Here is a 24,021-nt window from a genome sequence, read left to right as displayed (position 1 = left end):
AGCCGTATGCGGAAGATACTCGTCGTCGGAGCCGGACAGTCCGGCCTCCAGCTCGCCCTCGGCCTTCAGTCCCACGACTACGAGGTGACGTTGCTGTCCAACCGGACCGCGGACGAGATCCGGTCCGGCCGGGTCATGTCGACGCAGGTCATGTTCCACACGGCGCTCCAGCACGAGCGCGATCTCCAGCTGAACCTCTGGGAGTCCCAGGCCTCGCGGATCGAGGGCCTCGGCGTCTCCGTCGCCGCCCCCGGCTCGCACGACCCCGGCCCCACCCAGCGGGTCATCGACTGGGTCGGCCGCCTCGACCACTACGCCCAGTCCGTCGACCAGCGGGTCAAGATGGCCGGCTGGATGGACACCTTCGTCCAGCGCGGCGGCCAGCTCGTCATCCACGGCGCGGCGGTCGGGGACCTCGACTTCTTCGCCCGTACGTACGACCTGGTGCTGGTGTCGGCCGGCAAGGGCGAGCTGGTCCAGATGTTCGGCCGGGACGCCTCCCGCTCCCCGTACGCCGAGCCGCAGCGGGCGCTGGCCGTCGCGTACGTCCACGGTCTGGGCCCGCGCCCGGAGCACCCGGTGTTCGACGCGGTCCGCTGCAATCTGGTCCCCGGCGTCGGCGAACTCTTCGTCATGCCCACCTTCACCGCCTCCGGGCGGGCCGACATCCTCTTCTGGGAGGGCGTGCCCGGCGGCCCGGTGGACGTCTTCAACGGCGTCAAGGACCCCGCCGAGCATCTCTCCCTCACCCTGGAGCTGATGAAGAAGTTCGTGCCGTGGGAGTACGCGCGCGCCACCAAGGTCGAACTCACCGACGCCGGGGGCACGCTCTCCGGACGGTACGCGCCCACCGTCCGCCATCCCATCGGGCGGCTGCCGGGCGGTGGCCTGGTCCTCGGGGTCGCCGATGTCGTCGTCGCCAACGACCCGATCACCGGGCAGGGGTCCAACTCCGCGGCCAAGTGCGCGGCGGTGTATCTCGCGTCGATCCTGGAGCGCGGGGAGGGGGAGTTCGACGAGGACTGGATGCGGGCCACGTTCGAGCGGTACTGGGAGACCGCGCGGCATGTCACCAAGTGGACCAACGCGATGTTGGCTCCGCCGCCCGAGCATGTCCTGAATCTGATCGGGGCCGCCGGGCAGGTTCAGCCTGTGGCTGATCGGTTCGCCAATGGGTTCGATGATCCTTCGGACTTCGAGAACTTCTTCTATGAGCCTGAGAAGAGTTCGGCTTATTTGTCTTCCTTGGCTGGTTGATGTCTGACGGGTGCGGGTTGAGTGTGGTTGCTCGCGCCCACGCGGCGGAGCCGCGTATCGACACAGCCCCGCGCCCGTTATCGGCGTTGGTTGTAGCCCTCGTCTGAGCCGTCCTCGGCGTTTTCCGGCAGGTCCGGTGGGGTGTACGTCGGCATGGGGGTGGATGTCGGGTCTGGGCGTACCGCGCCCAGGATGGGGTTGGCCGCGATGGGGGAGACCTTGATGTTCGTGTCGGGGCGGGGGGCCTGGACTACCTTGCCTTCGCCGAGGTAGAGGGCCACGTGGGTGGCCTCGGGGAAATAGATCACCAGGTCGCCGGGGCGCAGGCGGTCCAGCGGGATGTGTTCCAGCTGGGCCCACTGCTCCTGGCTGGTGCGCGGGATCGGGGTGCCGGCGTCCGCCCATGCCTCGGACGTCAGGCCCGAGCAGTCGTACGCGTCGGGGCCCTCGGCGCCCCACTCGTACGGCTTGCCCAGCTGCCCCACGGCATAGCGCAGGGCCCGGTCCCCCGCCTCGGTCGGGTTGCCCGCCGTACTGCTCAGGGCGCCCGACGCCATGAACGTGTCCTGGGCCTTCGCGACGTCGGCGGCCTCGACCTCGGCGAGCTGCCGGATCTGTTCGGCGGTGAGTGAGGCGAGGAGCTTCTCCACGTCGTCCAGGTGGTTCTGGACCTCGTCGCGCGCCTTCTTCTGTCTCTCGGCGAGGGTCAGCTGCCGGTCCAGGGCCGTGCGGGCCTTGCGGGCGAGGACATCGGCCTTGCGTTCGCCGCCCTCCAGACGGTCCACCGTCTTCGCCCGCTCACGCGCCATCTGGCCGATCACATGGCCCTGGTCCAGCGCGTGCTGCGGATCGCGGGCCAGCAGCAGCCGGACGTACGGGGAGATGTCCGTGCTGGCCTGGTACTGCTGGCGGGCCAGCCGGCCGGCCGCGCCCCGGCTGTCGTGCAGGGACGTCCGGGCGCGGGCCAGTTCGGTGTCCAGCCGGCGTACCTCGGCGCGCTGCTTCTTCAGCGTCTCCTCGGTGGCGTTGTAGGTCTCGGTCGCCTTCTCGGCCTCCCGGTACAGCCGCTGAAGATCTGTCAGGAGGGAGGCGATGGTGGGGTCCTGCGGCGGTTCCCCCGGGGGCGCGGCCACCGCCGGGGGACCGGCCAGGGCGACCGAGCAGAGCGCGCAGACCGTACAGGCCAGTCGCAGAAGCCTTCCTGACACGTCATCACCTCCGGCACGGGGAGGAATCTCCGCCCCGCACCGCGAGGATGGGGCCGCCCGGCGCGGGGCGCGCGCCGAGCGTCGGCGGGATGGCGTAACGGGGTCACCCGTGCGTGCCCGGCCGGGTCCATGGCCAGTTCCGTCGGCCTGTCGGCTTGCCTTCCGGCGCGTGGACGTACTTCCAGCGGTCCCGCAGGCCGACCCGGCCGCTGGGGGAGCGCGGCACCCGCAGATACACCAGCACGGTCGGCTCACCGCCGTCCGGGCCGGGGACCGGGACGCGGTACGTCTTCGGGGGGTGCCCGGTCATGCCGAGCAGCACCGGCAGCACCCGGCCGTCCAGGGGGCCGCCCTCGAATGGGGTGTCTTCGCTCTTCACAGGACCAGTGTCCCGCGCCACCGGCCGGTCATCCCCGGTCCGTGTCGGCGGGTCCCCGGCCGGTGTCGGTCGTCCCCGGCGGCGAGCGCCGCGAGCAGGGTCGTGGTCTGCGGGTCGCGGGTGGCCGTCACCGTGAGCATCGCCACGAACTGTTCCACCAGCCAGTCCCGCGGCTTTGTCACCTGGCGGAAGCGGCCGGAGTCTCCCGCTCCCTGGTCCACCGCTGCTTCCCCGGCGGCAAGCAGCAGCTCTACGAGGCAGCACCGCACTCCGCGGCCGATGAACTCGAACACCGCTTCGATGAACCCCGCGAGGCATCGGCTGCCGCGCCCGCGGCTACGACGTTCCGTTTCTCGCGCGCACCAACCCCGACTCGTACGCCACGATCACCGCCTGTGCCCGGTCCCGTACCCCCAGCTTGGCGAAGACGCTGGTGACATGGTTCTTGACGGTCTGGACGCCGATGCCCAGGGTCGTCGCGATCTCCGTGTTGTCCAGGCCCGACGCGATCAGGCGCAGGATCTCCGTCTCTCGCGAGGTGAGGTCGGCCAGGTCCGTCGCCAGGGGCGGGGCCGCCACGAAGGTGGCGATCAGGCGGGTCAGCAGGCGGGGGGCGACCACGGCCTCGCCCGCGCGGACCGTGTGCAGGGCCGCCGCCAGTTCCTCGGGGGAGACGTCCTTCGGGAGGAAGCCGGAGGCGCCCGCGCGCAGGGCGCGGATCACGTACTCGTCCATGTCGAACGTGCTCAGGGCGAGGACGCGGGTGTCGGGCAACTCGGCGACCAGGCGTTGTGTCGCGCTGACGCCGTCCAGGACCGGCATCCGGATGTCCATGAGGACGACGGTGGGGCGCAGCCGGTGGGCCGCCTCGATGGCCTCCTCGCCGTTGCCGGCCTCTCCGACCACCTCGATGCCGGGCGCGGCCCGCAGGATCAGGGCCAGGCCGGTGCGGACCAGCGGCTGGTCGTCGGCGATCAGGACCGTGAGCGGTGCCGCGCCGGACGGCGGCGGTACGGGCGGGGTCGTCGTCACTCGGGCGGTCATCCTCGGCGGCTCGATGGCGTGGATCGGCGTCACGGTGGCGGCAGCGGGAGCGTCGCCGTCACCAGGAACCCGCCCTCCGCGCGCGGGCCCGCCTCCATGGAGCCCCCGTGCACCGCGACGCGTTCCCGCATTCCCAGCAGACCATACCCGCCCCCTGCCAGCGACGATCCCCGGCGTCCGGGCGTCCGGCCGGACGGACGCCCGTCATCGGTGACCGACACCGTGACGTCGTCGGGCCGGTACTCCAGCAGAACCGTCGCGCCGGTGCCGCCCGCGTGCTTGCGGGTGTTGGTCAGCGCCTCCTGCACGACCCGGTAGAGGGTCAGGCCCACGGTCGCCGGGACGGGTACGGGGGGTGGGGCGCCGTTGACCTGGAGCTTCACCGGCAGCCCGCCGGCCGTCACGGTCTCGACCAGCCGCTCGATGTCGGCGATGCCGGGCTGCGGCTCGCTCGGTGCCTCCGGGGCGTCGTCGCTGCGCAGCACACCCAGCAGGGTCCGCATCTCACCGAGCGCCTCGCGCGCGGACGCCTCCAGGGTGATCAGGGCGTCCCGGGACGCGGCCGGGTCATGGTCCAGCACGCTGCGGGCGCCGCCCGACATCAGGAACATGGTGGTGATGTGGTGCGCCACGACGTCGTGCAGCTCACGGGCGATCCGGCGCCGCTCCGCCGCCACCGCGTTCTCCGCCAGCAGCCGCCGGGTCAGCTCGGTCTGCCGCCGCCACTGCCGTACCCACAGGGCGATGAAGACGATCAGGGCCATGCCGAGGATGTCGGACACGACCGACATCAGCGGGTCGTCGCCCGCCGCCGAGCGCACCGCGCTGGAGCCCACCGCGAGGGCGAAGCACCAGGCCAGGGTGGACCGGCCGGCCGTACGGGCGACCCCGTACAGGGCGACCAGGACGGCGATGCTCATGCCGTGGGTGAGCGGCACGAACAGCGCGGTGGCGGTCTGTACGGCGATCAGCGCCACCAGCGTCCGTACGGGATGGTCGCGGCGGGCGAGCAGCAGTTGCGGGGAGAGCGCGACGACGGCGATCCCGGCCCGGGTCACCTGGCCGTTGCCGTGGCCGGAGGCGAGGTAGTCCAGCAGCTCCAGCGCGGTGACGAACAGGATCAGGACGTCGTTGCGCAGCCAGGACAGGGCCGGGGAGACCAGGCCGCGCCGGCCGGCGTGCGCGGTGTACCAGTGCCAGGCGCGGGCGACGGGCCCGGGGTCCGCCGGGTCGCCCGTGTCACCCGTGGCGGCGGCTGCGTCGCGGTTCATCCGGGTCTCTCCGTGTCTTCTGTGTCTTCTGTGTCTTTCACGTCTTGTTGTGCGCGGGCGGGCGCGGCTGGCCTTGTGGCCGGCCTGCGGGCCGGGACCAGCCACTCCATCATCCGACCACGACCCCGGCCCCGGTCCCTCCCCACCCCGGGGGATCCCGGACCAGTACCCCGGTCCTGGGTGCCGGGCGGGGCATGACCGGGGTCCGGGGGGCCGTTCCGTCCCGTGCACGATGTCCGGTGCGGCCCCGGGTTGATGGGCTGGAGACGTACCCGATCCCCGTCTCCGGAAGAGGCCGCAGAAGACATGATTCGCAGTCTGACCTCGTTCGCCACGCGCCGGCGCTGGCTGACCATCGCCGTCTGGGCGGTGCTCGGCATCGCCCTGACGCTCCTCGGCCAGTCGCTGATGTACAAGGCCACCGACTCCCAGCCCGGGGACTTCCTCCCGAAGGGGTACGACTCCGCCGCCGCCCTGCGGATCGCCGAGGACGAGTTCGGCGAGAAGCCGGACGCCAACGCGGCCACCGTGCTCGTCGCCCGCGACGACGGCGCCGGACTGACCGGCGCCGACCGGGAGCGGATCGGCGCGATCACCGCCGAGCTGGCCGAGCGGCGCATCGCCGCGCCGAAGCCGGAGATGCCGCTGATGGAGGACCACTCCCAGCGGCCCGCTCTCACCCCGGGCCCGGCCGCCCCCGACGGCACCTTCCAGCTGCTGTCCCTCTCCCTGACCGGCAACATGAACGACCCCGGCCTCCAGGACGTCTACCGCGACTTCCGCGACCTGGCCGAGGACGAGTTCTCGGCGGCCGGACTGCGGGTCGGCTTCACCGGCGGGATCGCCTCCACCGTCGACACGCGCGACGCCGGGGAGCAGCGCGAGATGCTGATCGCCGGGCTCACCATGGGCCTGATCGTCCTCCTCAACGTCCTCGTCTTCCGCAGCCCGCTCGCCGCGCTGCTCCCGCTGATCGCCTGCTCGCTGATCGGCGGGGTGGCGATGGGCGCGGTGGCCGGCGCGGCGGTGCTGTTCGACATCCCGCTGGACGCCTCCGTACCGTCGCTGATCAATGTCGTACTGCTCGGGATCGGGATCGACTACTTCCTCTTTCTGCTGTTCCGCTTCCGGGAGCAGCTGCGTACCCATCCCGGGCAGAACGCCCGTGAGGCCGCCGCCGCGACCGCCGCGAAGGTCGGCGGGGCCATCGCCTCGGCCGGGCTGACCATCGTCGCCGCGTTCGCCACGCTCGGTGTCGCCAGCTTCGGTCAGTTCAAGGTGCTGGGCCCCTCCATCGCCGTCTCGGTCCTGGTGATGCTGCTGGCCAGCCTGACCCTGATGCCCGCGCTGCTGGCGGTCGCCGGGCGGGGCATGTTCTGGCCGTCGAAGGCCTGGCGCAAGGAGCGGGAGGGCGGGTTCGCGGCCCGGGTCGGCCTGTCCGTCGCCCACAAGCCCGTCCGGTACGTGCTCGCCAGCCTGGCGCTGCTCGGCGCGCTCTCGGCGGGCGCGATGGGCATGCGGATGAGCTACGACATGCCCGAGGAGGCCCGCACGGACGCGGTGAAGGTCTCCGAGGAGATCGCCCGCGTGATGCCGGCCGGCGCGACCGACCCGCACACCGTCTACGTCGACGGCGACACCGCCCTCGACAAGAACGCGGTGACCTCGCTCGCGGACGCCCTCGCCCGGACCGAGGGGGTCGGCCAGGTCACGCCCGCGCAGTACGACCAGGACGGTACGGCGGCCCGGATCGGCGTGGTCCTGGAGGTCGGCTCCGATACGTCCGAGGCGCGGGACCTCATCTCCGGGCCCGTGCGGGGCGCTCTCGCCGAGCATGAACCGGAGGGGACGCAGGCGCACATCACCGGTACGGCGGCCGTCTACGCGGACATCTCCGACGCCGTCGAGAAGGATCTGCGGCTCGTCTTTCCCATCGCGGCGGCGCTCATCGCCCTGATCCTGCTCCTGCTGCTGCGCTCGCTCGTGGCGCCGGTCGTGCTGCTGGTCTCGGTCGGGCTGGGCTTCGCGGCGACGCTCGGTTCGGCGACGCTGCTCTTCCAGCACGGGCTGGACCGGGCGGGTGTGACCTTCACCCTGCCGCTGGTGCTGTTCCTGTTCGTGGTCGCGCTCGGCACGGACTACAACATCCTGATCAGCGACCGGATGCGGGAGGAGATGGCGAAGCGGGTGCCGGTACGGGTGGCTGTGGCACGGGCGGTACGGCACACCGCGCCCGCGATCACCACGGCGGGGCTGGTGCTCGCCGGGTCCTTCGGGAGTCTGGTCGCCGATCCCGCGACCCAGGAGGTCGGGTTCTCCACCGCGCTGGGGATTCTGCTGTCGGCGATGGTGCTGTCCCTGGTGCTGGTGCCGGCGCTCGCGGTGTTGTTCGGGCGGGGGATGTGGTGGCCCGGCGGGCGGCGCCGGGTGGAGAGGGGTGCGGATGTCGAGGGCGGCCCGGGTGAGCGGGAGTTGATCTCTCAGGGGGTGGAGGGGAGGTAGGGGCCGGCTGGGGTGTGGGGGTGGGTGCGGCTGGTACGCGGCTGGTCGCGCCCACGCGGCGGAGCCGCATATCGATACCGCCCCGTGCCCCTCAGGGGTTGCCCTGGACCTGCGTCACAGTGCTTGCGTCGGGTTGCTCACTTGTCGGGGGTCGTCGACGGGGTGCGCTTGTTGCCTCGGCGGGGGCGTGTGAGCCTGCGGGGTATGTCGACGTTCGATCTGTATGCCAGTGATCCGGGTGACCCGTTGTGGCAGGTTCCGGCCGGTGGTGCGGCCCGGTTCAGCTGGGAGTACGACGACGGCCGGGAGCGGCTGCTCGCCCTCTACCAGAAGGGCAAGGACAAGCAGTGGGACGGGCAGAAGCGGATCGACTGGGGGATCGAGGTCGACCCGCTCGATCCGCTCGGCACCCCCGACGAGGCCATGTCCGTGTACGGGACGCCCTACTGGCACAAGATGAGCGAGCGCGAACGCGGTGAACTGCGGCAGCACTTCGCCTCCTGGCAGTTCAGCCAGTTTCTGCACGGGGAGCAGGGGGCGATGGTGTGCGCGGCGCGGATCGTGCAGTCCGCGCCCGATCTGGACGCCAAGTTCTTCTCCGCGACCCAGGTGATGGACGAGGCCCGGCACGCCGAGATCTACGGGCGGTTCCTGCACGAGAAGATCGGGCTCGTCCACCCCGTCAACGACAATCTCCGGACCCTGCTCGGCGACACCCTGCGCGACAGCCGCTGGGACATGCCCTACCTCGGTATGCAGGTGCTGATCGAAGGGCTCGCCCTCGCCGCCTTCGGCATGATCCGCGACACCACGGACAAGCCCCTGCCCCAGCAGATCCTCGCCTACGTCATGCAGGACGAGGCCCGGCACGTCGCCTTCGGCCGGATGGCCCTGCGCGACTACTACCGGCAGCTCACCGACGCCGAGTTGCGCGAGCGGGAGGAGTTCGTCATCGAGGGCTGCCATCTGATGCGGGACCGGCTGCGCGGGGTCGAGGTGCTGGAGAACTTCGGCATCCCGAAGGCCGAGGCGGCCGAGCTGAGCGAGCGGTCCGCGTCCCTCGCCCTGTTCCGCAAGCTGCTGTTCGCCCGGATCGTGCCCTGTGTCAAGGACATCGGGTTGTGGGGGCCCCGGCTCCAGCAGGCGTACGTCGACATGGGCGTCCTGGAGCTGGGCGACTCCGATCTGGACGCGCTGATGCACCAGGACGAGGAGATCGCCGAACGGCTGGACGCCGAACGGTTCGCCGCCGAGGAGCGGGCGCGGGTGGCGGAGGTGGCGGACGCCATCGAGGCGGGGGACGCCATGGAAGCGGGGGGTGCCGTGGAGGTGGGGGGTGCCGTGGGGACGGGGTGAGGTTTCGGGCGCTGCGCGGTGTGTGCGGAAGCGATGGGTCCGCCGGAAGCGGGTGCCTGACCGTCATTCCTGTGCAGTACCTTTCCCGATGTGTCCATACCACCGCAGCCACCGCAGAACCCGTACGGCGAGCAGCCACCGCAGAACCCCTACGGGCAACCGCCCCAGGAGCCGTACGGCCAGGGCCCGCCGCCGGGTGCCTACCCGCAGCCGCCCGCCCAGGTCGGGCCCTACGGTCAGCCGCCCCAGCAGCCCCAGCAGTCCCAGTACCCGCAGGCACCCCAGGGCGCCTTCGGTGCTCCGCCGCCGCCCGGCGCCCCCTACGGGCAGCCCCAGCCCGGCACTCCCTACGGCCAGCCCCAGCCCTGGGGCGCCCCGCCCATGGCCCCGCCGCCCAGGAAGAAGCGGACCGGGCTGGTGCTGGGCATCGTCGGCGGGGGCGTGGCGGTCGTCGTGGCCGTCGTGGTCGGGCTCGCGCTGATCGGCAAGGAGGTCGAGGACAGCTTCCCGGCCGCCGAGTACCGGCTGACCGTGCCGGAGACGCTGCTCGCGGACAAGTACGAGCTGGCCGAGGACCTGTCCGACACCGAGGGCCAGGCCATCGAGGACGAGGCCGACGGCGCGTGGGACGCCAAGGACACCACGGCCGTCGTCGCCACCTACAACCTGGGCGGCGACCAGAACCAGGGCACGCTCGTCGTGTCCGGCATGTACGGGCGGTTCCAGAACACGGACGAGGCCCGCGACAACATGATGACCGGCGCCGCCGAGGCCGAGGGCATGACGGTCGCCGTACCCCCGCAGGACTTCACCCCGGACGACTCCGGTGTCACGGTCACCTGCGAGGTGCTCAGCCAGTCCTCCATGGGCACCGAGATGTCCATCCCCACCTGCGGCTGGGTCGACGGCAACACCGGCGCCTCGATCGCCGAGGTGACGCCCGAACTGATCGCCATGGACCCGGCGGACGTCGACCTGGAGGCGGCGGCCAGGTCGGCGCTCCAGATCCGCGAGGAGATGCGTCAGCCGATCGGCTGACCGGCGCCCGCGACGCCGTCCGCGAGCCCGTCCGTCCGCCCCGGCGGCGGGAAGGACGTCCGCAGGGTGAAGGCGTACGGCGTCGGGCCGTCGGTCCGCAGCCGCAGCAGCCGGGCCTCCGCCTCCGCGACCGTGGGGCGGTGGCCCGCCGGCACCCACCACAGGGCCGTCACCGCCTCCTGGAGCCGCTCGAACCACTCCCGCCGCCTGGCCAGCATCTCCCGGTGCCGGCCCTGGTACATGTACGCGGTCAGGGCGCCGGTGTCCCGCCACACCGACATGTTGACGATCAGCCAGTCGTCCCCGAAGACGGCCACATCGGTGGCATTGCCCGTGCCGCTCTGCAACCGCCAGACAAAACCGTCGGCGGTGTCGGCGTCGCCGTTGACCTCGTCGAGGGCGTCGACGAAGTCCTTCAGCCGCGGGGAGTCCAGCGGGGCCCTGAGCCGGGCGATGTTGACCTGGGCGAGTTCGTGGGAAGCGGTGTGCGCAGTCATGACCGCACGGTAGGTCGGCCCGCCCGCCTCCGGTACCCCGGGTCAGCGCCCGAGCACCGCCTTCATCACCGCGCGCGCGATCGGCGCCGCCACCCCGTTGCCGCTGATGTGGCCCCGGTCGGCCGCCGCGTCCTCGACCACCACCGCGACGGCCACCTTCGGCTCGTACTCGCCCTCGCGCTGCGCCCAGGAGACGAACCAGGCGTACGGGGTGCCGGTGTTGTCCACGCCGTGCTGGGCGGTGCCGGTCTTGCCGCCGACGATCGCGCCCCGGATCGCGGCGTTGGTGCCGGTGCCCTCCTCGACCACGTCCCGCATCAGTTCGCGCATGCGCACGGAGGTCATCGGGTGCATGGCCTGGCGCGCCGGGCGCGGGCCCGCCGTGCGGAGGGTGTCGCCGTCCTTCGTGGTCGTGCGCTCCACCAGGTACGGGGTGCGCAGCTGACCGTTGTTGGCGACCGCCGCCGACACCATCGCCATCTGGAGCGGGGTGGCGCGGGTGTTGTACTGCCCGATGGAGGACAGCGCGAGCTGCGCCCGGTCCACGGTGGTGTCGAAGGTGCTCTGGGCGGCCGGGAACGGGATCTTCACGCCGGTGTCGTTGAACCCGAACGCCTGGGCCGTGGCCGTCATGTCGCGCACGCCCGTGTCGACGCCGAGCTTCGCGAACACCGTGTTGCACGACCACTGGAACGCCTCCCGCAGCGAGGCGTCCGCACAGCCCTTCGACTCGTTGTCCAGGGTCGTGGTGGTGCCGGGCAGGGTGTAGGGGGCGGGGGAGTCGGTCGGCGCGTCCAGGTCCTCGATCACGCCCGCGTCCAGCGCCGCCGCCGCGGTGACCACCTTGAACGTCGACCCGGGTGGATAGGTCTGCCGTACCGCCCGGTTGAGCATCGGCTTCTCCCGGTCGCCGTTCAGCCGCTCCCACGCCCGTGTCACGTCCGGCCCGTTGCCGGACAGCACGGCGGGGTCGTACGACGGGGTCGACACCAGCGCCAGGATGCGCCCGGTGGCGGGCTCCACCGCCGCGACGGCGCCTTTGCGGGCGCCCAGCCCCTGGTACGCGGCTCGTTGCGCGGCCTCGTTGATCGTGGTGACGACGTCACCGCCGGGGCTCTGGCTGCGGGCGAGGTCGTTCCACAGGGGGAACGGCGACAGCATCGGGTCGGTGCCGGAGAGCAGCGGGTCCTCGGCGTGCTCCAGCAGGGTGGTGCCGTACTCCTGGGAGGCGAAGCCGGTGATGGGGGCGTACAGCGGGCCGTGGGCGTAGGTCCGTTCGTAGCGGAGCTGCTCCCGGGTGTCCACCGACCCGGTGACGGACCGGCCACCGACCCGGATGTCGCCCCGCGGCTGGCCGTAACGGGCGATGACCTCGCGGCGGTTGGCCGGGTTGTCGTCGTAGGAGCGGGACTCGAACACCTGGACACGGGTGGCGTTGACCAGCAGGGCGACCAGCAACAGAGCGCAGAAGACGGCGGCGTGCCGTACGTGCCGGGTCATCCGGCGGCCGGTCCGGTATGGGGGCGGGCTTGCGGGGCGTTTGGCGCGGGGGCTGGGTGGGGTGGGTTGTTTGGCGTGGGGTTTGGGTGGGGTGGGTTGTTTGGCGTGGGGTTTGGGTGGGGTGGGTTGTTTGGTGCGGGGTCTGAGCGGGGCGGGGCGCTTGGCGCGGGCTCTGAGCGGGGCGGGGCGCTCGGTCCGGGGTCCGGGTGGGGCGGGGCGCCCGGCTCGGCGTGCGGGTGGGGCGGGTCGCCCGGCCGGGGGCCAGGGCCGCCTTCTTTGCCGCCGGGGGCGCTGCTTTTCTCGCGGGCGTGGTGGTGCGGGGTGTTGGGCCTACTGTCCAGGGCGCTCGGGTCATCGGCTGGGGTGCTTGCCCTGCTGTCCGGGGGGCTCGGCCTGTTGTCGGGGGCGCCTTTCCCGGCGCGGGGGCGATCCGAGGCGCTTGCCCCACTGCCCGGGCCGCTTGCCCCGCTGTCCTCGGCGCTCGGCCTGCCATCAGGGGCGCTTTTCCCGGCCTGGGGGCGGTGGTCCGGTGTGCTGGGCCGGCCATCCGGGACGTTCGGACCAGAGACCGGGCTGCTCGGTCTGCTGTCGGGGGTGCTCTGCGTGGCGCGGGGGCGGTGATTCGGGGCGCTTGCCCGACCTCCCGGGTCACCTGGCCTACTGCCGGGGGCGCTTGCCCTACTGTCCCGGGCTCGCGGGCTGCTGCCGGGCGTGCTTCCTTCCGCGCGCGGGCGGTGATCCGGGGTGTTGGGCCCACTGCCGGGGGCGCTCGCCTCACTGCCCGGGCCGCTCGGCAGGCCGTCCTGGCCGCTCGGCCGGCCGGCCAGGTCACTCGTTCCATCCGCCGCGTAACTTCCACCGTCGCCCGGTCGGCGGGCCGAGTCGCTGAGGCGGATCAGCAGGGCCACGATCGCCCAGTTGGTGACCACCGACGAGCCGCCCTGGGCCAGGAACGGCATCGCCATGCCGGTCAGCGGGATCAGCCCCGTCACTCCGCCCGCGATGACGAACACCTGGAGTGCGATCAGCGACGACAGCCCGACCGCGAGCAGCCGCCCGAAGGGGTCGCGCAGCGCCAGCCCGGCCCGGAAGCCCCGCTCCACCAGCAGCCCGTACAGCAGGAAGACCGCGCTGAGCCCGGCCAGTCCCAGTTCCTCACCGGCGGTGGCCAGGATGAAGTCGGACTTGACGGCGAACCCGATGAGCGGGGAGTGCCCGAGCCCGAGCCCGGTGCCGAGCATCCCGCCCGCCGCGAACGCGAACAGCGACTGGGCGAGCTGGTTGGGGCCCTGACCGGCCTCGATGGACGCGAAAGGGTGCAGCCAGTCCTGGATCCGGGCGGCGACATGCGGCTCAAGACGTCCGACGGCCACCGCCCCGAGCGCGGCCAGCACCAGCCCCACCGCGATCCAGCCGGTGCGCCCGGTGGCGACGTACAGCATGACGACGAACAGCCCGAAGAACAGCAGCGAGGTCCCGAGGTCCCGCTCCAGGATCAGTACGCCCACGCTCACCAGCCAGATCGCGAGGATCGGCCCGAGCACCCGCCCGGTCGGCAACTGGAGCCGCTCGAACCGCCAGATCTGCCGCCCGGAGTAGGCCAGCGCGGCGCGGTTCGCGGCGAGGTAGGCCGCGAAGAAGACGGCGAGGAGCACCTTGGCGAACTCACCGGGCTGGAGGGAGAACCCGGCGATCCGGATCCAGATCCGGGCCCCGTTCACGGCGGGGAAGAGGATCGGCAGGATCAGCAGAGCGAGAGCGGCGGCGACACAGACGTACGCGTACCGCTGGAGGACCCGGTGATCGCGCAGGGCGACCACGACGACGATGAAGAACGCCACGCCGAGCGTCGACCACACCAGTTGGGCGGGGGCGGTGCGGTCGCCCGGGGTGTCGAGGTCCAGCCGGTAGATGAGGACCAGGCCGAGCCCGTTGAGCAGCACGCCGATCGGCAACGGGAGGGGATCGGCGTACGGCGCCCGGCGCCGCACCGCGAGGTGCGCCACCAGCGCCAGCGCGCCCAGCCCGGCGCCGTATCCCGCGGCGCCGGGCGGCACGGAACCGGTCCGGGCCAGGCCGACCGCGCAGTAGCCGTACACCGACAGCAGTACGGCGACGACGATCAGCGCCAGCTCGACACCCCGGCGCCGGGGAAGGCGCACGGCGGGCACGGAGGGCTCCGCCGTGGAGAGGGTTCCGGCCTTGCTCATGTCCGGAACTTACCTAATTGGCGTTGGATGGGTGCTTTATTGGCGTTCCGGGTGTCAGGGTTCGTGGCGCGCGCCACGACCACCCGGAGCCCGTCCGGGGCCACCCAGAACCTGTCCCCCGGCGGGCCCGCCCTAGCACCACCTCGGCGCCGCCCCGATGTTGTCGATGTACCGGGCCGAGCCCCACGCCCAGGTCCCGTCCGTCAGCAGATACCACAGTCGGTTGCCGTCGATCCGCTCACCGGTGGTCTTGCAGTAGATGGAGACGATCTGCCCGCGGTGCACCGAACGGATCACCCGGCTGCCCCGGTTGGGCGCGGTGCGCAGCAGCAGCCGGTCGGCCGTGACCCGGCCCCGGTAGTGCCCCCGCGTGTCGTGTCGGCCGTCCTCGTAGCGGCCTTCGTCGCGGGCCAGGCTGTCACGGCCCTCGTCGGAGCGGCCGGCGCTGTCGCCGCTCCCGCTCCACTCGTCGGCGGAGGCCGGTACCGCGGCGAAGGTGCCGGCGACGAGCGCGCCGGCGGCGGTGGCTATGGCGAGGCGGGTGAGGGAAGAGCGCAGGGACATGGGTGACCTCCACGGGCGGATGCATGTGACAAATCGCCACATATGCCCACCCTAGGAGGGGTGCCCCCAGGGCGCCCGTCACGTTCCCCCATCGGGGCACCGCCGGTCCGGCGGGCTCCGAGGCGGGCTCTGAGGCGGGCTCTGGGGCGGGCTCTGAGGCAGGGTCAGCCGGGCCACCGCGCCGCCGTCCGGCGCGTTCGCGAACTCCAGCCGCGCCCCCAGCACCTCGGACTGCCCCAGCGCGATGGTCAGCCCGAGCCCGTGCCCGGTCGCCCCGCCCTCGGTACGGAACCGCTGCGGCCCGTGCGCGACCAGGTACCCCGGATACCCGTCCCCGTGGTCCCGTACGGTCACCACCGGGCCGTCGACCGTCAGCACCACGGGCGGACGCGCGTGCCGGTGCGCGTTGGCGACCAGATTGCCCAGCACCCGCTCCAGGCGCCGCCGGTCGGTCTCCACGTACGCGTCCCGCACCACCTCGACCCGCGCGCCGTCGCCCGCCGCCCGCGCCACCCGCCCGGCCACGGTGCCCAGCGCCTCCGTGGTCAGATCGAGCCGCTCGCGCCCGGCGTCCAGCCGGGAGATCTCCAGCAGGTCCTCGGTGAGCGTGCGCAGCGCCTGCACCCGGTCGCGCACCAGTTCGGTCGGACGCCCGGGAGGCAGCAGCTCGGCCGCCGCGTGCAGCCCGGTCAACGGGGTGCGCAGTTCGTGCGCCACATCGGCGGTGAAGCGCTGCTCGCTCAGCAGCTTGCCCTGGAGCGAGCCCGCCATGGAGTCCAGCGCGGCGGCGACCACGGCCACCTCGTCCTGCGGCCGGGCCGGGTCCTTGGTCCGGGGGTCGTTGACCCGGGCGTCCAGATCGCCCGCGCTGATCCGCCGGGCCACCCGCGCGGTCGTGTGCAGCCGCCGGGTCACCCGGGTCACCGCGAACGCCCCGACCAGCAGCGTCGCCCCGATGGCCAGCGCCGAGGACCAGACGATCGCCTGGTCCAGGGCGTCGATCGTGCGGGCCTGCTGCGCGTAGTCGACCCGCACGGCGAGCGCCCGTCCGCCCTGCGCAGGCCCCGCCGCCCACATCGTGGGCTGCCCCCGGTGGTCGGCGACCATCGTGCCGCGCCGGCCGGACGCGGCCAGCGCCCGCAGCGGCTCCGGCAGCCCCGCCGGGTCGATCGCCGCACCCGGCAGCGGGGTGCCGCCGGCCTCGTACGTCCGGGTCGAGTCGGCCAGCCGGGTCAGCGCCAGTTCGCGGGCCTGGCCGACGGTCTGGTTGGTGACCGAGACATGCACGAGGATGCCGAGCAGCGCGGCCAGCGCGCAGGACATGACCGTGATGAACAGCGCCGCCTTCGCCCCGAGGGTGCCGGCCCACTGGGGGAGCCGGATCACCGGGGGCTCGCAGTCGGGGTGGCGCTTCTGGCGGGCGTGGGGCTGACCCCCGTACGGACCATCTCGTCGTGGGTGAGGAGCATCGCCCGCTGCTCGGCGTCCCAGGTCCACTGCAAGCGGTAGTCGTAGCCGGGCACGTCCGACGGCAGCCGCATGATCAGCGCCCGCTCGGCCAGCTCCGCCGAGCTGAAGGCGTCGTCCCAGGACATCACCCGCACCACCTGGTGATCCTCGACGGTGTAGATCCGCACGGCGGTCAGCGCACCGGGCAGCAGCCGGAAGCCGAGGGTCAGCTCCGGTCGCCCGTCGCCGGTCAGATCGCGGTAGTAGGGCGTGAGCACGGGGCACTGGGCCCGGTCGGCGTCCGTCGCGCAGTCCGGCATCCGGGCGGCGGTCTCCCCGTACGGCGCCCCGGTGGCCGTGTAGTCCTCCGGGTGGGCGGCGATTTCCGCGCGGATCAGCGCCGCCGGGTCGACCTCGCGCAGATCGTCGCCGGGCGGGACGACGCCCCGCACGACCTCGCGGTCGGCCTCGTCCAGCGGGAACGCCGGGGCGGTGGCCGGGGTCAGCTCCGGCCACAGCCGCTCGGGACTGCTGGCGGTCGGCGCGGCGCCCGCGGCCCGCAGCTCACCCGCGTCACCACAGGCGGTCGCCGCCAGCAGCAGGGCGAGGGCGGCGACGGCGGGCCGGACGCCACGACGGGCGGCACGCGCCGGACGGCTCGGGGGCACGGCACTCCTGGGCGACGGGGGTGGGGGCGGGGGGCGGGGGCGGGTGTGACGGGCGGGGGAGACGGGCGGGGTGGGGGACCGGGGCAGCGTTCGATGCCCGGTACACCCTATTCGCAGGGAAGTCCCTTTTTGCGCACCGCCCGGGCGGGACGACGCCCCGCACCCCGACCACTCGGCTACCCGGCCACTCAGCTACCCGGCCACTTGGCCACTTGGCTACTCGGTCAGTTCCTCCAGCAGCCGTACGGTCGTCAGCCCCGTCCGCAGATACTCCACGAACAGATCGTTGTGCAGCGCCCAGGGTGAGCGGCGGGCGCGGATCAGCCGGATCGCCTGGTCCGCGGAGTGCCCCCGGTGCATCAGGGCCTGCGCCACCACCAGCCCCGAGCGGTTGTAGCCGTGGAAGCAGCGCACCAGGACCGTACGCCCCGCGTCCAGCGCGTCGCCCGTGGCCTGCGCCAGCCGGATCACCCCCGCGAGCTGGGTGCCGTCCAGCGGCCCGTCCGGTATGGGCCACACCTGGTGCTCGACCCCGGGATCGGGCCCGTGCCCCGGTTGTCGCAGCAGTGTCTGTACGAGATCGAACTCACCTCGGGCCACGACGGACCGCCGCTGCCCCGAACGCCCCTGGAACTCGTGCCCGCCCATCCACAGGCCGGGCAGGATCTCGTCCCACGGGTTCTCGGGTGCGGGTACGTCCCGTTCCTTCCCCCGGCTCTGCACAGGAGCCTCCCCACCAAGTCGACCCAACTCCTCTCAAAGGTAGCCGGGTTCTTGCCCCTGGAGCACCCCGCCTGTTCCCATGGGTCGGGGGGTGATGATGCATGAGAGGACTGCGCGTCGTACCGAGCCGGCGCCATGGCCAGGAGCGGCTCTACGTCTGTCTCCCGGACGGCCGGCACGTCGCCTGGTACGACAGGGAGGCGGCCCGGGTCCATCTGCTGAGCGGGGACCATGAGGACGATGTCCTGGCGGCCCTCGGTCCCTTCCTGACCGGCACGGTCGCGGTCGGCCCGCCCCCGGTGCCGACCCCGCTCGACCTGGCCCGGCTCGCCCTCCACCCCGACGACGACCTCGCCCCCAACCGCCCCGGCGAGGCCCTGCTCATCGCCCTGGACCGGGACCCGGCCCCGCCCCGGCTGCGCGCCGACCCGCGCCGCCGCGCCCTGGAGGCGGAGCAGACGGTGGGGGAGGCGCTGGACGGGCTCGACGGCGCGGGCTGGCACACCCTGCACTCGGTGCCGCTGCCCGGCGGCGACCGGGTCCACCACCTCGCGATCGGCCCGGCGGGACTGTTCGCCGTCCATACCCTGTACGCCCGTAAGCAGCGGGTGCGGGTCGCCGACGCGATGGTGATGCTGGGGCGGCGCGAGCCCCGGCCCCTGCTGCGCCGGGCCCGCGCGGACGCCGACCGCGCGTCCTACGCCCTCACGGCCGAGGTGCACGCCGTACTGGCGGTGGTGGGCGCGTCCCGGCTGGACGTCCTCGCCCTCCCGCGAGGCGTCCGTGTGCTGACGGACGTGACCCTGGGTGACCTGTCCCGCCAGGGCGGAGTCCTCAAACCGGCGGACGTGGAGGCCCTCCACGCGATGGCCCGCGACCGGAGGGCCTGGGGGCGGGTGTGAGGGGGGCGGCCCTTCGTCTGCGGCTGGGAGGTGGCTGGTCGCGCAGTTCCCCGCGCCCCTGGGCCGAGGGACCGGGCGTCGCTGCAGGGCAGTGGGGCCCGCTGGAACCTCCGATCACCGCAACGCCATCAGGGGCGGGGGAACTGCGCGAGCACCCACACACCACCCGCACCCCGCCGACAACCGCTGCCCCCACCCCCTCACGGCAAACCCGATCCACCAGCCCCCCAGAGCCCCGCCATCAGATCCCCGAACCCCCGAACCCGATCCACCACATCCCCCGCCCGAAACTCCAACTCCGCCGCCACCCCACACCCCTCCACCTCCCCCCACGTGACCGGCGCGGACACCATCTCCTCCCCCCGCGCCCGCAGGGTGTACGGCGTGGCGGTCGTCTTCCGCGCGGCGTTCTGACTCCAGTCGACGAACACCTTCCCGCCCCGCAGGCTCCGCGTCATCCGATGCACGACCAGCCGGGGCAGGGCCCGCTCCGCCTCCAGGGCGAGCCCTTTCGCGTACTCCGACACCTCCCCGGACCCGGCCCCCCGCACGGCGGCGAGCAGATGCAGCCCCTTGGCCCCCGAGGTCTTCGCATACGCCTCGATCCCATCCACCCCCAACCGCTCCCGCAGCCACAGCGCCACCTCGCAGCACTCCACGACGGTCGCGGGCGCCCCCGGATCGAGATCGAGGACAAGCCGGTCGGCGACGTCCGGGGCCTGGACGACCCACTGGGGCGTATGGAACTCGGTGACCAGATTGGCCGCCCAGATCAGCGACGGCAGATCCTGGACGACGACCATCCGGGCCGGCCCCTCGGCGCGCGGCACCTCGGCGGTGGTGACCCACTCGGGCGTACCCGGCGGCACATTCTTGGTGAAGAACACCTGACCGCCGGGCCCGTCGGGATACCGCAGGAAGGACACCGGCCGGTCGCGCAGATGCGGCAGCAGTACGTCGGCGATGGTCGCGTAGTAGTGCAGCAGCTCGCCCTTGGTGAACCCGGTCGCCGGATAGAGCACCTTCTCCAGATTGCTCAGCGCGAGCCGCCGCCCCGCCACCTCGGTGATAGGCGTCATACGATGAGAATCACACGAAATCAACCATATTCGCCTATTTTACGGGCCTCGAAAGGTGCTGATCGTGCGATCCATATGGAACGGAGCCATCTCCTTCGGCCTGGTCAGCATCCCGATCAAGCTGGTGAACGCGACCGAGAGCCACTCCATCTCCTTCCGCCAGATCCATGTGGAGGACGGCGGCCGGATCCGCTACCGCAAGTTCTGCGACCTGGAGGACCGCGAGGTCAGCCAGGCCGAGATCGGCAAGGGTTACGAGGACGCGGACGGCACGGTCATCCCCATCACGGACGAGGACCTGGCGCAGCTGCCCATCCCCACGGCGAAGACGATCGAGATCGTCGCGTTCGTGCCGGCCGACCGGATCGACCCGCTCCAGATGGGCACCGCCTACTACCTGGCCGCGAGCGGCACCCCCGCGGCCAAGCCGTACACCCTGCTCCGCGAGGCGCTCAAGCGCAGCAACAAGGTCGCCATCGCCAAGTTCGCGCTGCGTGGCCGGGAGCGCCTGGGGATGCTCCGGGTGCTGGACGACGTCATCGCCATGCACGGCCTGCTCTGGCCCGACGAGGTACGCGCCCCCGAGGGCGTGGCCCCCGACGCCTCCGTCACGGTCCGCGACAAGGAACTGGACCTGGCGGACGCCCTGATGGCCACCCTCGGCGAGGTCGACCTGGACGATCTGCACGACGAGTACCGCGAGGCCGTGGAGGAGGTCATCGCCGCGAAGGTGGCCGGCGAGGCCCCCCCTTCCCTCCCCGAGCCCGCCTCCGGCGGCAAGGTCCTGGACCTCATGGCGGCCCTGGAGAGCAGCGTCCGCGCGGCGAAGGAATCCCGCGGCGAGGAACCACGGCCCGGCGAGGAGGCCGAGGTCCGCACCCTGCCCGCCCGCAGGACACCCCGCGCGGCCCCCAAGGAGACGGGCGCGAAGAAGTCGACGTCCACGACGGCAAAAACGCCCGCGACCGGGAAAACGGCCGCGAAGAAGACCGCGTCCACAGCGAAGAAGACCGCGAAGCCCACCACCGCGAAGTCCACGGCCAAGAAGCCGACGGCGAAATCCACCACCAAGAAACCCACGACGAAGCCGACCCCGACCAAGAAGACCACGGCCCGCAAACGCAGCGCGTGAGGTGCTCCAGAGAGCGCGGGGCGCGCCCCGCCCTCATCTCGTCATCGAGCAGCGATCAAGCGCTCGGGATAGTGATCAAGCGCTCGGGATATCCGGCTTCGCCGCGATGAGCATGTTCCTCGGAATGACCACGAGCCGTTCGTCCGTCCCCACCGAGACCCCTGGCGGCAGCTTCTCGCCCAGGGATTCCGTGAGGTCCCGGCCCACGACGGCGATGTCCCCGTTCGCCAGCTCCCAGATGTCGGGGCAATCGGGATTGTCGGTCGTGATCCCCAATTCCTGCGGAGACTTCCCCAGTCGCCGCTTGAACGTCGTGGCCGGATCGGCTTCCCATGGCCTGGTCATGAGTACCCGCCCCCTCGATTGGGTCAGAGACATGACACGGTAGCAGCCGGTGTAGGGACCGGCTCGGCGCAGATGACCGAGAAAGGTCGCTCACGCGGCGGGACCGGGTGGGCCGAGCCGAAGGTGCTGGACATGATGGCCGAGTCCGGGGCGAGGGACGCCAACACGCCCTAGAATCCAAAGGCTTGTCACAACTGAACAGGTGCGCGACTGGGGAAAGCCGGTGGGAATCCGGCGCTGACCTGCAACCGTGTGCGGTCCTTGGGGCCGTGAGTCGGGGAACCCGGCGTGTGCCGTGCGTACCGCTTCCCTGTCATGGTCTACAGCGCGAAGCCGAGAGGGCCGTCCCGCCCGGTTCCGGTGAACCGGTGGCGTGGGTGCGTTCTTCGGTGACGGGCGTGGACCGCCGTACCGCACCGAAAGGCCCGGTCATGCCGCGCACAGCCGTCTCTCGTACTCTCGCCGCCGCTGCCGTCCTTGGGCTCGCCCTCGTTTCCGGCCCGGCCGTCGCCCATGCCGACACCGGAGCGTCGGCCAGGACCACCGCCCCGGCCGTGAACACGAACGCCCCGATCAAGGTCACCCTCACCGTGCAGGGGCCGGACGGGGTGCTGTTCAACGGGAAGGTGAGGACCAAGGGGCACGACGTGACCACCGTGAGCGGTGGTACCCACAGATGCGACGGGACCAACGGCGGGGTCAATCCCACCGCCGTCCCGACGCCCACCGCCGCTCTCGACGATGCCGCCCGCAAGCGTCACTTCACCTGGGACGGCACCTGGTACGCGTCGTTCGACGACTACTCCGTCGACACCATCAAGAACGTCAGCGGGGGCGGGGTCGCCTACTGGAACATCTCCGTCAACGGTGTCCCCACCCCCGTCGGTGGCTGCCAGTTCAAGCTGAACGCCGGGGATCAGGTGGCGTTCACCTGGACGGCGTTCTGAGCCTCTGGCCTTTCACGCTCCCCAGCGCACGGCGATCGTGTCACCCACGTTCACCGTGCTCTGGCGGGTGGCGGCGGTGAAGGGGGCGCCGTCGACGCTCACCTTCCAGGTGTTCGTGCCGCTGTTGGCCTTGCCGTTCAGGGCGGTGATCGTGCCGGTGCCGGAGGCCGGGGTGAGGGCGGTCACGCAGCCTGACGGGGTGGCCCCGGTGATCGCCGCGTCCAGCACCGCGCCCAGCGTGGTCGTACCTCCCGTGGGGGTCACCGGCACCGAGCAGACCTTCAGGCCCCCGGCGCCGTCGTCCACCGTCAGGGGCAGACTCGTCGCCGTACCGGAGGTGAACGTGCTCTGGCCCACCCACTGCGGGGCGCCGGACGTCACCGGGACCGGCGGGGGAGAGGTGAAGCCGCCGCCCGCCACCGCGCGCAGGCCGTCGATCGACGCGTAGGCGGCGGGGGCGGTGTCGGTCGGCAGGTACTTGAAGCCGCCGCCCGGGTTGAACTGCTGGGCGATGAGGAAGTCCACCGGTGTCCGGCCCAGGGAGGTCAGGAAGTCACCGGTCTGCGGGTTGATGCCGCAGGCGTTCAGGCCCGACACCGCCCAGCCGTTGGAGTCGGTGTTCGCCCCGAACATGGCGTTGAAGGCACCGCTGTTCGCCACCAGCTTGCTCTTCAGGAACGCCTTGGCCTGCGTGATGTCCGGGTCCGTGTTCGGGACGCCGGACACGCACAGCGCCGCCATCGCCGCGCCGGTCATGTCGATGTCGCCGGCCGCCGCGAGCTGGGTCGGGTTGCCCTCGGCCTTGCCGTAGTTCCAGCCGCCGTCATTGTGCTGGTTGGCCCGGATACGGGTGATCAGGGAGTCGCGGAGGGACTGGGGGACGCGGACCTGGCCGGACTGGGTCTTCGCGCCGTTCAGGGCCAGCGCCGCGAACACCGTGCCGTTGAAGTTGGCCGACGGGCCGAAGTAACCCGGCTCCGCCGTCTGCCAGTAGCGGTAGATGTCCGCGATCAGGTTGCGGGACGCGGAGACCCTCGCCGGGTCGATGCCCGCCGCGTAGGCGTTGAGGGTCGCGCGCTCGTAGTCGGTGACGACCGGGGTGGCGGACGGCCAGGTGCTGGTGGAGAGGAGGGCGCGGTAGACCGTTCTGGCGTTCTTGGTGGCGTCTGCGCCCGGTGTCACGTCCACGGCCGCCGTCCCGGCCGCCGCGAACGCGCTGAACGCCCACTCGTTGGACAGCCCCGACCCGGCGAACGAACCGTCCGCCGCCTGGAGGGTCTTGAGATAGGCGACACCGTTGGTCTTGGAGGTCGCGATCTGCGCCGGGGTCGCGGTCGCCGCCGCGGGCAGGGTGCTCAGCGCGAACGCGCCGAGCGCCGCGACCGAGGTGAGGAGACCACGCCGCACGGCGAGGTTCCGGGTTCCGGGAAGGGTGAGGGACATGGCCTGCTCCTGGGAAAGGAGGACGCCGGCCGGGCCCGCGGCAGCGCGGGGCGGGCCGCCGTCCGGGACGCGTGAACGGGCTGCCAGAGATGGATCGCCGCCGGGCATTCGGGCTCGGAACGGCCTCCCGCCGTCCCACACCGCTGCGCGTCAGCCCCGGATTCGCACCGGGTTCCCCCACGCGGCAGAGCGGGACGGTACCCGAGGGGGGCGGCCCTGGCCATAGGGCCTATGTCACCCCGTGCCAGAACCCTCGGTGTCCCCCGTGCCTGAACGCCGGGAATGCCCTGGCGTGAACGCCGGGAATGCCCTGGCGGAGCCCGGTCAGCGCCCTGCCGACGCCCTCACGGTGCCTTGACGCTCTGTGCGATGCGTGTTCAAATCCGGCTGATACGCAACAAGTTCCAGGGGAAGCCGGTCGAATTCCGGCGCTGACCCGCAACCGTAGGCCCGGCTCGCGCCGGGCGAGCCGGAATGCCTGGGGCGTGATCGAGCGACAGACGCCGT

The 24,021-nt window shown here is 72.2% G+C and carries 20 protein-coding genes, 3 pseudogenes and 3 riboswitches; of the genes and pseudogenes, 8 read left to right on the top strand and 15 right to left on the bottom strand.

Annotated features, from left to right (window positions below):
* The first annotated feature begins 6 nt into the window (after positions 1–6).
* Entirely contained in the window at positions 7–1,257 is a 1,251-nt protein-coding gene (locus ACFXAZ_RS26345) for a styrene monooxygenase/indole monooxygenase family protein (RefSeq protein WP_384596055.1), read from the top strand.
* A gap of 77 nt (positions 1,258–1,334) precedes the next feature.
* Here ACFXAZ_RS26345 and ACFXAZ_RS26340 read toward each other — a convergent pair whose 3' ends face one another.
* The 3 genes and pseudogenes from ACFXAZ_RS26340 to ACFXAZ_RS26330 form a co-directional block, all read right to left on the bottom strand.
* Positions 1,335–2,465, bottom strand: a complete 1,131-nt coding sequence (locus ACFXAZ_RS26340) for an NlpC/P60 family protein (RefSeq protein WP_384596052.1) — start codon at positions 2,463–2,465, stop codon at positions 1,335–1,337.
* Between the two features lie 103 nt (positions 2,466–2,568).
* On the bottom strand, positions 2,569–2,844 hold the full coding sequence (locus ACFXAZ_RS26335; protein WP_384596049.1) for a hypothetical protein: 276 nt from the start codon (positions 2,842–2,844) through the stop codon (positions 2,569–2,571).
* 77 nt (positions 2,845–2,921) lie between these two features.
* A pseudogene (locus tag ACFXAZ_RS26330) lies at positions 2,922–3,020 on the bottom strand (TetR family transcriptional regulator); the annotation flags it as partial.
* Here ACFXAZ_RS26330 and ACFXAZ_RS26325 point away from each other — a divergent pair.
* Positions 2,994–3,158, top strand: a pseudogene (locus tag ACFXAZ_RS26325) (TetR family transcriptional regulator); the annotation flags it as partial. The pseudogenes ACFXAZ_RS26330 and ACFXAZ_RS26325 sit on opposite strands and share 27 nt — an antisense overlap.
* A gap of 22 nt (positions 3,159–3,180) precedes the next feature.
* On the opposite strand, the gene ACFXAZ_RS26320 reads toward ACFXAZ_RS26325, so the two are convergent.
* Positions 3,181–3,888, bottom strand: coding sequence for a response regulator (locus ACFXAZ_RS26320; protein WP_384596046.1), 708 nt, complete (start codon positions 3,886–3,888; stop codon positions 3,181–3,183).
* Between the two features lie 29 nt (positions 3,889–3,917).
* Positions 3,918–5,159 carry a sensor histidine kinase gene (locus ACFXAZ_RS26315; protein WP_384596043.1) on the bottom strand — a complete coding sequence of 414 codons (1,242 nt, stop codon included), beginning with the start codon at positions 5,157–5,159 and terminating at the stop codon, positions 3,918–3,920.
* 306 nt (positions 5,160–5,465) lie between these two features.
* Here ACFXAZ_RS26315 and ACFXAZ_RS26310 point away from each other — a divergent pair, with 306 nt between their 5' ends.
* The 3 genes from ACFXAZ_RS26310 to ACFXAZ_RS26300 all read left to right on the top strand — a co-directional run bounded on the left by ACFXAZ_RS26310 (position 5,466) and on the right by ACFXAZ_RS26300 (position 10,055).
* The gene (locus tag ACFXAZ_RS26310) at positions 5,466–7,661 is read left to right on the top strand and encodes an MMPL family transporter (protein ID WP_384596040.1); all 2,196 of its coding nucleotides are present in this window, start codon (positions 5,466–5,468) and stop codon (positions 7,659–7,661) included.
* A gap of 204 nt (positions 7,662–7,865) precedes the next feature.
* Positions 7,866–9,017, top strand: a complete 1,152-nt coding sequence (locus ACFXAZ_RS26305) for a ferritin-like domain-containing protein (protein ID WP_384596037.1) — start codon at positions 7,866–7,868, stop codon at positions 9,015–9,017.
* 90 nt (positions 9,018–9,107) lie between these two features.
* Positions 9,108–10,055: a hypothetical protein gene (locus ACFXAZ_RS26300; RefSeq protein ID WP_384596034.1), complete on the top strand. Its 948-nt coding sequence runs from the start codon at positions 9,108–9,110 to the stop codon at positions 10,053–10,055.
* Here ACFXAZ_RS26300 and ACFXAZ_RS26295 read toward each other — a convergent pair.
* From ACFXAZ_RS26295 to ACFXAZ_RS26265, 7 genes and pseudogenes are all read right to left on the bottom strand, one after another.
* The gene (locus tag ACFXAZ_RS26295; protein WP_384596031.1) at positions 10,040–10,552 is read right to left on the bottom strand and encodes a DUF3291 domain-containing protein; all 513 of its coding nucleotides are present in this window, start codon (positions 10,550–10,552) and stop codon (positions 10,040–10,042) included. The two genes, ACFXAZ_RS26300 and ACFXAZ_RS26295, sit on opposite strands and share 16 nt — an antisense overlap.
* Positions 10,553–10,594: 42 nt before the next feature.
* Positions 10,595–12,052, bottom strand: coding sequence for a penicillin-binding transpeptidase domain-containing protein (locus ACFXAZ_RS26290; RefSeq protein ID WP_384596028.1), 1,458 nt, complete (start codon positions 12,050–12,052; stop codon positions 10,595–10,597).
* An 860-nt stretch (positions 12,053–12,912) separates the two neighbouring features.
* A pseudogene (locus ACFXAZ_RS26285) lies at positions 12,913–14,262 on the bottom strand (FtsW/RodA/SpoVE family cell cycle protein); the annotation flags it as partial.
* A gap of 132 nt (positions 14,263–14,394) precedes the next feature.
* Entirely contained in the window at positions 14,395–14,826 is a 432-nt protein-coding gene (locus tag ACFXAZ_RS26280) for an SH3 domain-containing protein (protein WP_384596025.1), read from the bottom strand.
* 78 nt (positions 14,827–14,904) lie between these two features.
* Positions 14,905–16,149: an ATP-binding protein gene (locus ACFXAZ_RS26275; protein ID WP_384596090.1), complete on the bottom strand. Its 1,245-nt coding sequence runs from the start codon at positions 16,147–16,149 to the stop codon at positions 14,905–14,907.
* A gap of 59 nt (positions 16,150–16,208) precedes the next feature.
* Positions 16,209–16,943, bottom strand: coding sequence for a hypothetical protein (locus ACFXAZ_RS26270; protein ID WP_384596022.1), 735 nt, complete (start codon positions 16,941–16,943; stop codon positions 16,209–16,211).
* Positions 16,944–17,159: 216 nt separating this feature from the next.
* Positions 17,160–17,591, bottom strand: a complete 432-nt coding sequence (locus ACFXAZ_RS26265) for a dual specificity protein phosphatase family protein (RefSeq protein WP_384596087.1) — start codon at positions 17,589–17,591, stop codon at positions 17,160–17,162.
* A gap of 176 nt (positions 17,592–17,767) precedes the next feature.
* Between ACFXAZ_RS26265 and ACFXAZ_RS26260 the strand changes: the two genes are divergently transcribed.
* On the top strand, positions 17,768–18,568 hold the full coding sequence (locus ACFXAZ_RS26260; protein WP_384596019.1) for a nuclease-related domain-containing protein: 801 nt from the start codon (positions 17,768–17,770) through the stop codon (positions 18,566–18,568).
* A 200-nt stretch (positions 18,569–18,768) separates the two neighbouring features.
* On the opposite strand, the gene ligD is transcribed toward ACFXAZ_RS26260, so the two are convergent.
* Positions 18,769–19,647 (bottom strand): non-homologous end-joining DNA ligase, encoded by an 879-nt coding sequence (ligD, locus tag ACFXAZ_RS26255; protein ID WP_384596016.1) that lies wholly within the window; start codon positions 19,645–19,647, stop codon positions 18,769–18,771.
* A 55-nt stretch (positions 19,648–19,702) separates the two neighbouring features.
* On the opposite strand from ligD, the gene ACFXAZ_RS26250 reads away from it, so the two are divergent.
* A complete protein-coding gene (locus ACFXAZ_RS26250) occupies positions 19,703–20,779 on the top strand; it encodes a Ku protein (RefSeq protein WP_384596013.1) in 1,077 nt (358 codons plus the stop codon).
* Positions 20,780–20,854: 75 nt separating this feature from the next.
* Here the strand turns inward: ACFXAZ_RS26250 and ACFXAZ_RS26245 are convergent, their stop codons facing one another.
* Positions 20,855–21,124, bottom strand: coding sequence for a hypothetical protein (locus tag ACFXAZ_RS26245; protein ID WP_384596010.1), 270 nt, complete (start codon positions 21,122–21,124; stop codon positions 20,855–20,857).
* Positions 21,125–21,289: 165 nt separating this feature from the next.
* A riboswitch (cobalamin riboswitch) is annotated at positions 21,290–21,430 on the top strand.
* A gap of 125 nt (positions 21,431–21,555) precedes the next feature.
* On the opposite strand from ACFXAZ_RS26245, the gene ACFXAZ_RS26240 reads away from it, so the two are divergent.
* Positions 21,556–22,071, top strand: coding sequence for a DUF4430 domain-containing protein (locus tag ACFXAZ_RS26240; protein WP_384596007.1), 516 nt, complete (start codon positions 21,556–21,558; stop codon positions 22,069–22,071).
* Positions 22,072–22,083: 12 nt separating this feature from the next.
* On the opposite strand, the gene ACFXAZ_RS26235 is transcribed toward ACFXAZ_RS26240, so the two are convergent.
* Complete coding sequence (locus tag ACFXAZ_RS26235) at positions 22,084–23,514, bottom strand: hypothetical protein (protein WP_384596004.1); 1,431 nt, start codon at positions 23,512–23,514, stop codon at positions 22,084–22,086.
* 102 nt (positions 23,515–23,616) lie between these two features.
* Positions 23,617–23,692: riboswitch (cobalamin riboswitch) on the bottom strand.
* A gap of 230 nt (positions 23,693–23,922) precedes the next feature.
* Positions 23,923–23,993, top strand: a riboswitch (cobalamin riboswitch).
* Positions 23,994–24,021: the final 28 nt, after the last annotated feature.

It is taken from the genome of Streptomyces sp. NPDC059477 (genome assembly GCF_042749375.1).
Taxonomy (GTDB): Bacteria; Actinomycetota; Actinomycetes; order Streptomycetales; family Streptomycetaceae; genus Streptomyces.
This window is presented reverse-complemented; position numbering and strand designations above follow the sequence as displayed.

What these genes read in the sequence shown, in the direction of transcription:
- ACFXAZ_RS26280 (WP_384596025.1), bottom strand. Translation starts at nt 14,826, where the DNA reads ATGTCCCTGCGCTCTTCCCTCACCCGCCTCGCCATAGCCACCGCCGCC.
- ACFXAZ_RS26315 (WP_384596043.1), bottom strand. Translation starts at nt 5,159, where the DNA reads ATGAACCGCGACGCAGCCGCCGCCACGGGTGACACGGGCGACCCGGCG.
- ACFXAZ_RS26265 (WP_384596087.1), bottom strand. Translation starts at nt 17,591, where the DNA reads ATGGGCGGGCACGAGTTCCAGGGGCGTTCGGGGCAGCGGCGGTCCGTC.
- ACFXAZ_RS26235 (WP_384596004.1), bottom strand. Translation starts at nt 23,514, where the DNA reads ATGTCCCTCACCCTTCCCGGAACCCGGAACCTCGCCGTGCGGCGTGGT.
- ACFXAZ_RS26275 (WP_384596090.1), bottom strand. Translation starts at nt 16,149, where the DNA reads ATGTCCTGCGCGCTGGCCGCGCTGCTCGGCATCCTCGTGCATGTCTCG.
- ACFXAZ_RS26295 (WP_384596031.1), bottom strand. Translation starts at nt 10,552, where the DNA reads ATGACTGCGCACACCGCTTCCCACGAACTCGCCCAGGTCAACATCGCC.
- ACFXAZ_RS26260 (WP_384596019.1), top strand. Translation starts at nt 17,768, where the DNA reads ATGAGAGGACTGCGCGTCGTACCGAGCCGGCGCCATGGCCAGGAGCGG.
- ACFXAZ_RS26320 (WP_384596046.1), bottom strand. Translation starts at nt 3,888, where the DNA reads ATGACCGCCCGAGTGACGACGACCCCGCCCGTACCGCCGCCGTCCGGC.
- ACFXAZ_RS26345 (WP_384596055.1), top strand. Translation starts at nt 7, where the DNA reads ATGCGGAAGATACTCGTCGTCGGAGCCGGACAGTCCGGCCTCCAGCTC.
- ACFXAZ_RS26305 (WP_384596037.1), top strand. Translation starts at nt 7,866, where the DNA reads ATGTCGACGTTCGATCTGTATGCCAGTGATCCGGGTGACCCGTTGTGG.
- ACFXAZ_RS26310 (WP_384596040.1), top strand. Translation starts at nt 5,466, where the DNA reads ATGATTCGCAGTCTGACCTCGTTCGCCACGCGCCGGCGCTGGCTGACC.
- ACFXAZ_RS26240 (WP_384596007.1), top strand. Translation starts at nt 21,556, where the DNA reads ATGCCGCGCACAGCCGTCTCTCGTACTCTCGCCGCCGCTGCCGTCCTT.
- ACFXAZ_RS26245 (WP_384596010.1), bottom strand. Translation starts at nt 21,124, where the DNA reads ATGACCAGGCCATGGGAAGCCGATCCGGCCACGACGTTCAAGCGGCGA.
- ACFXAZ_RS26290 (WP_384596028.1), bottom strand. Translation starts at nt 12,052, where the DNA reads ATGACCCGGCACGTACGGCACGCCGCCGTCTTCTGCGCTCTGTTGCTG.
- ligD (WP_384596016.1), bottom strand. Translation starts at nt 19,647, where the DNA reads ATGACGCCTATCACCGAGGTGGCGGGGCGGCGGCTCGCGCTGAGCAAT.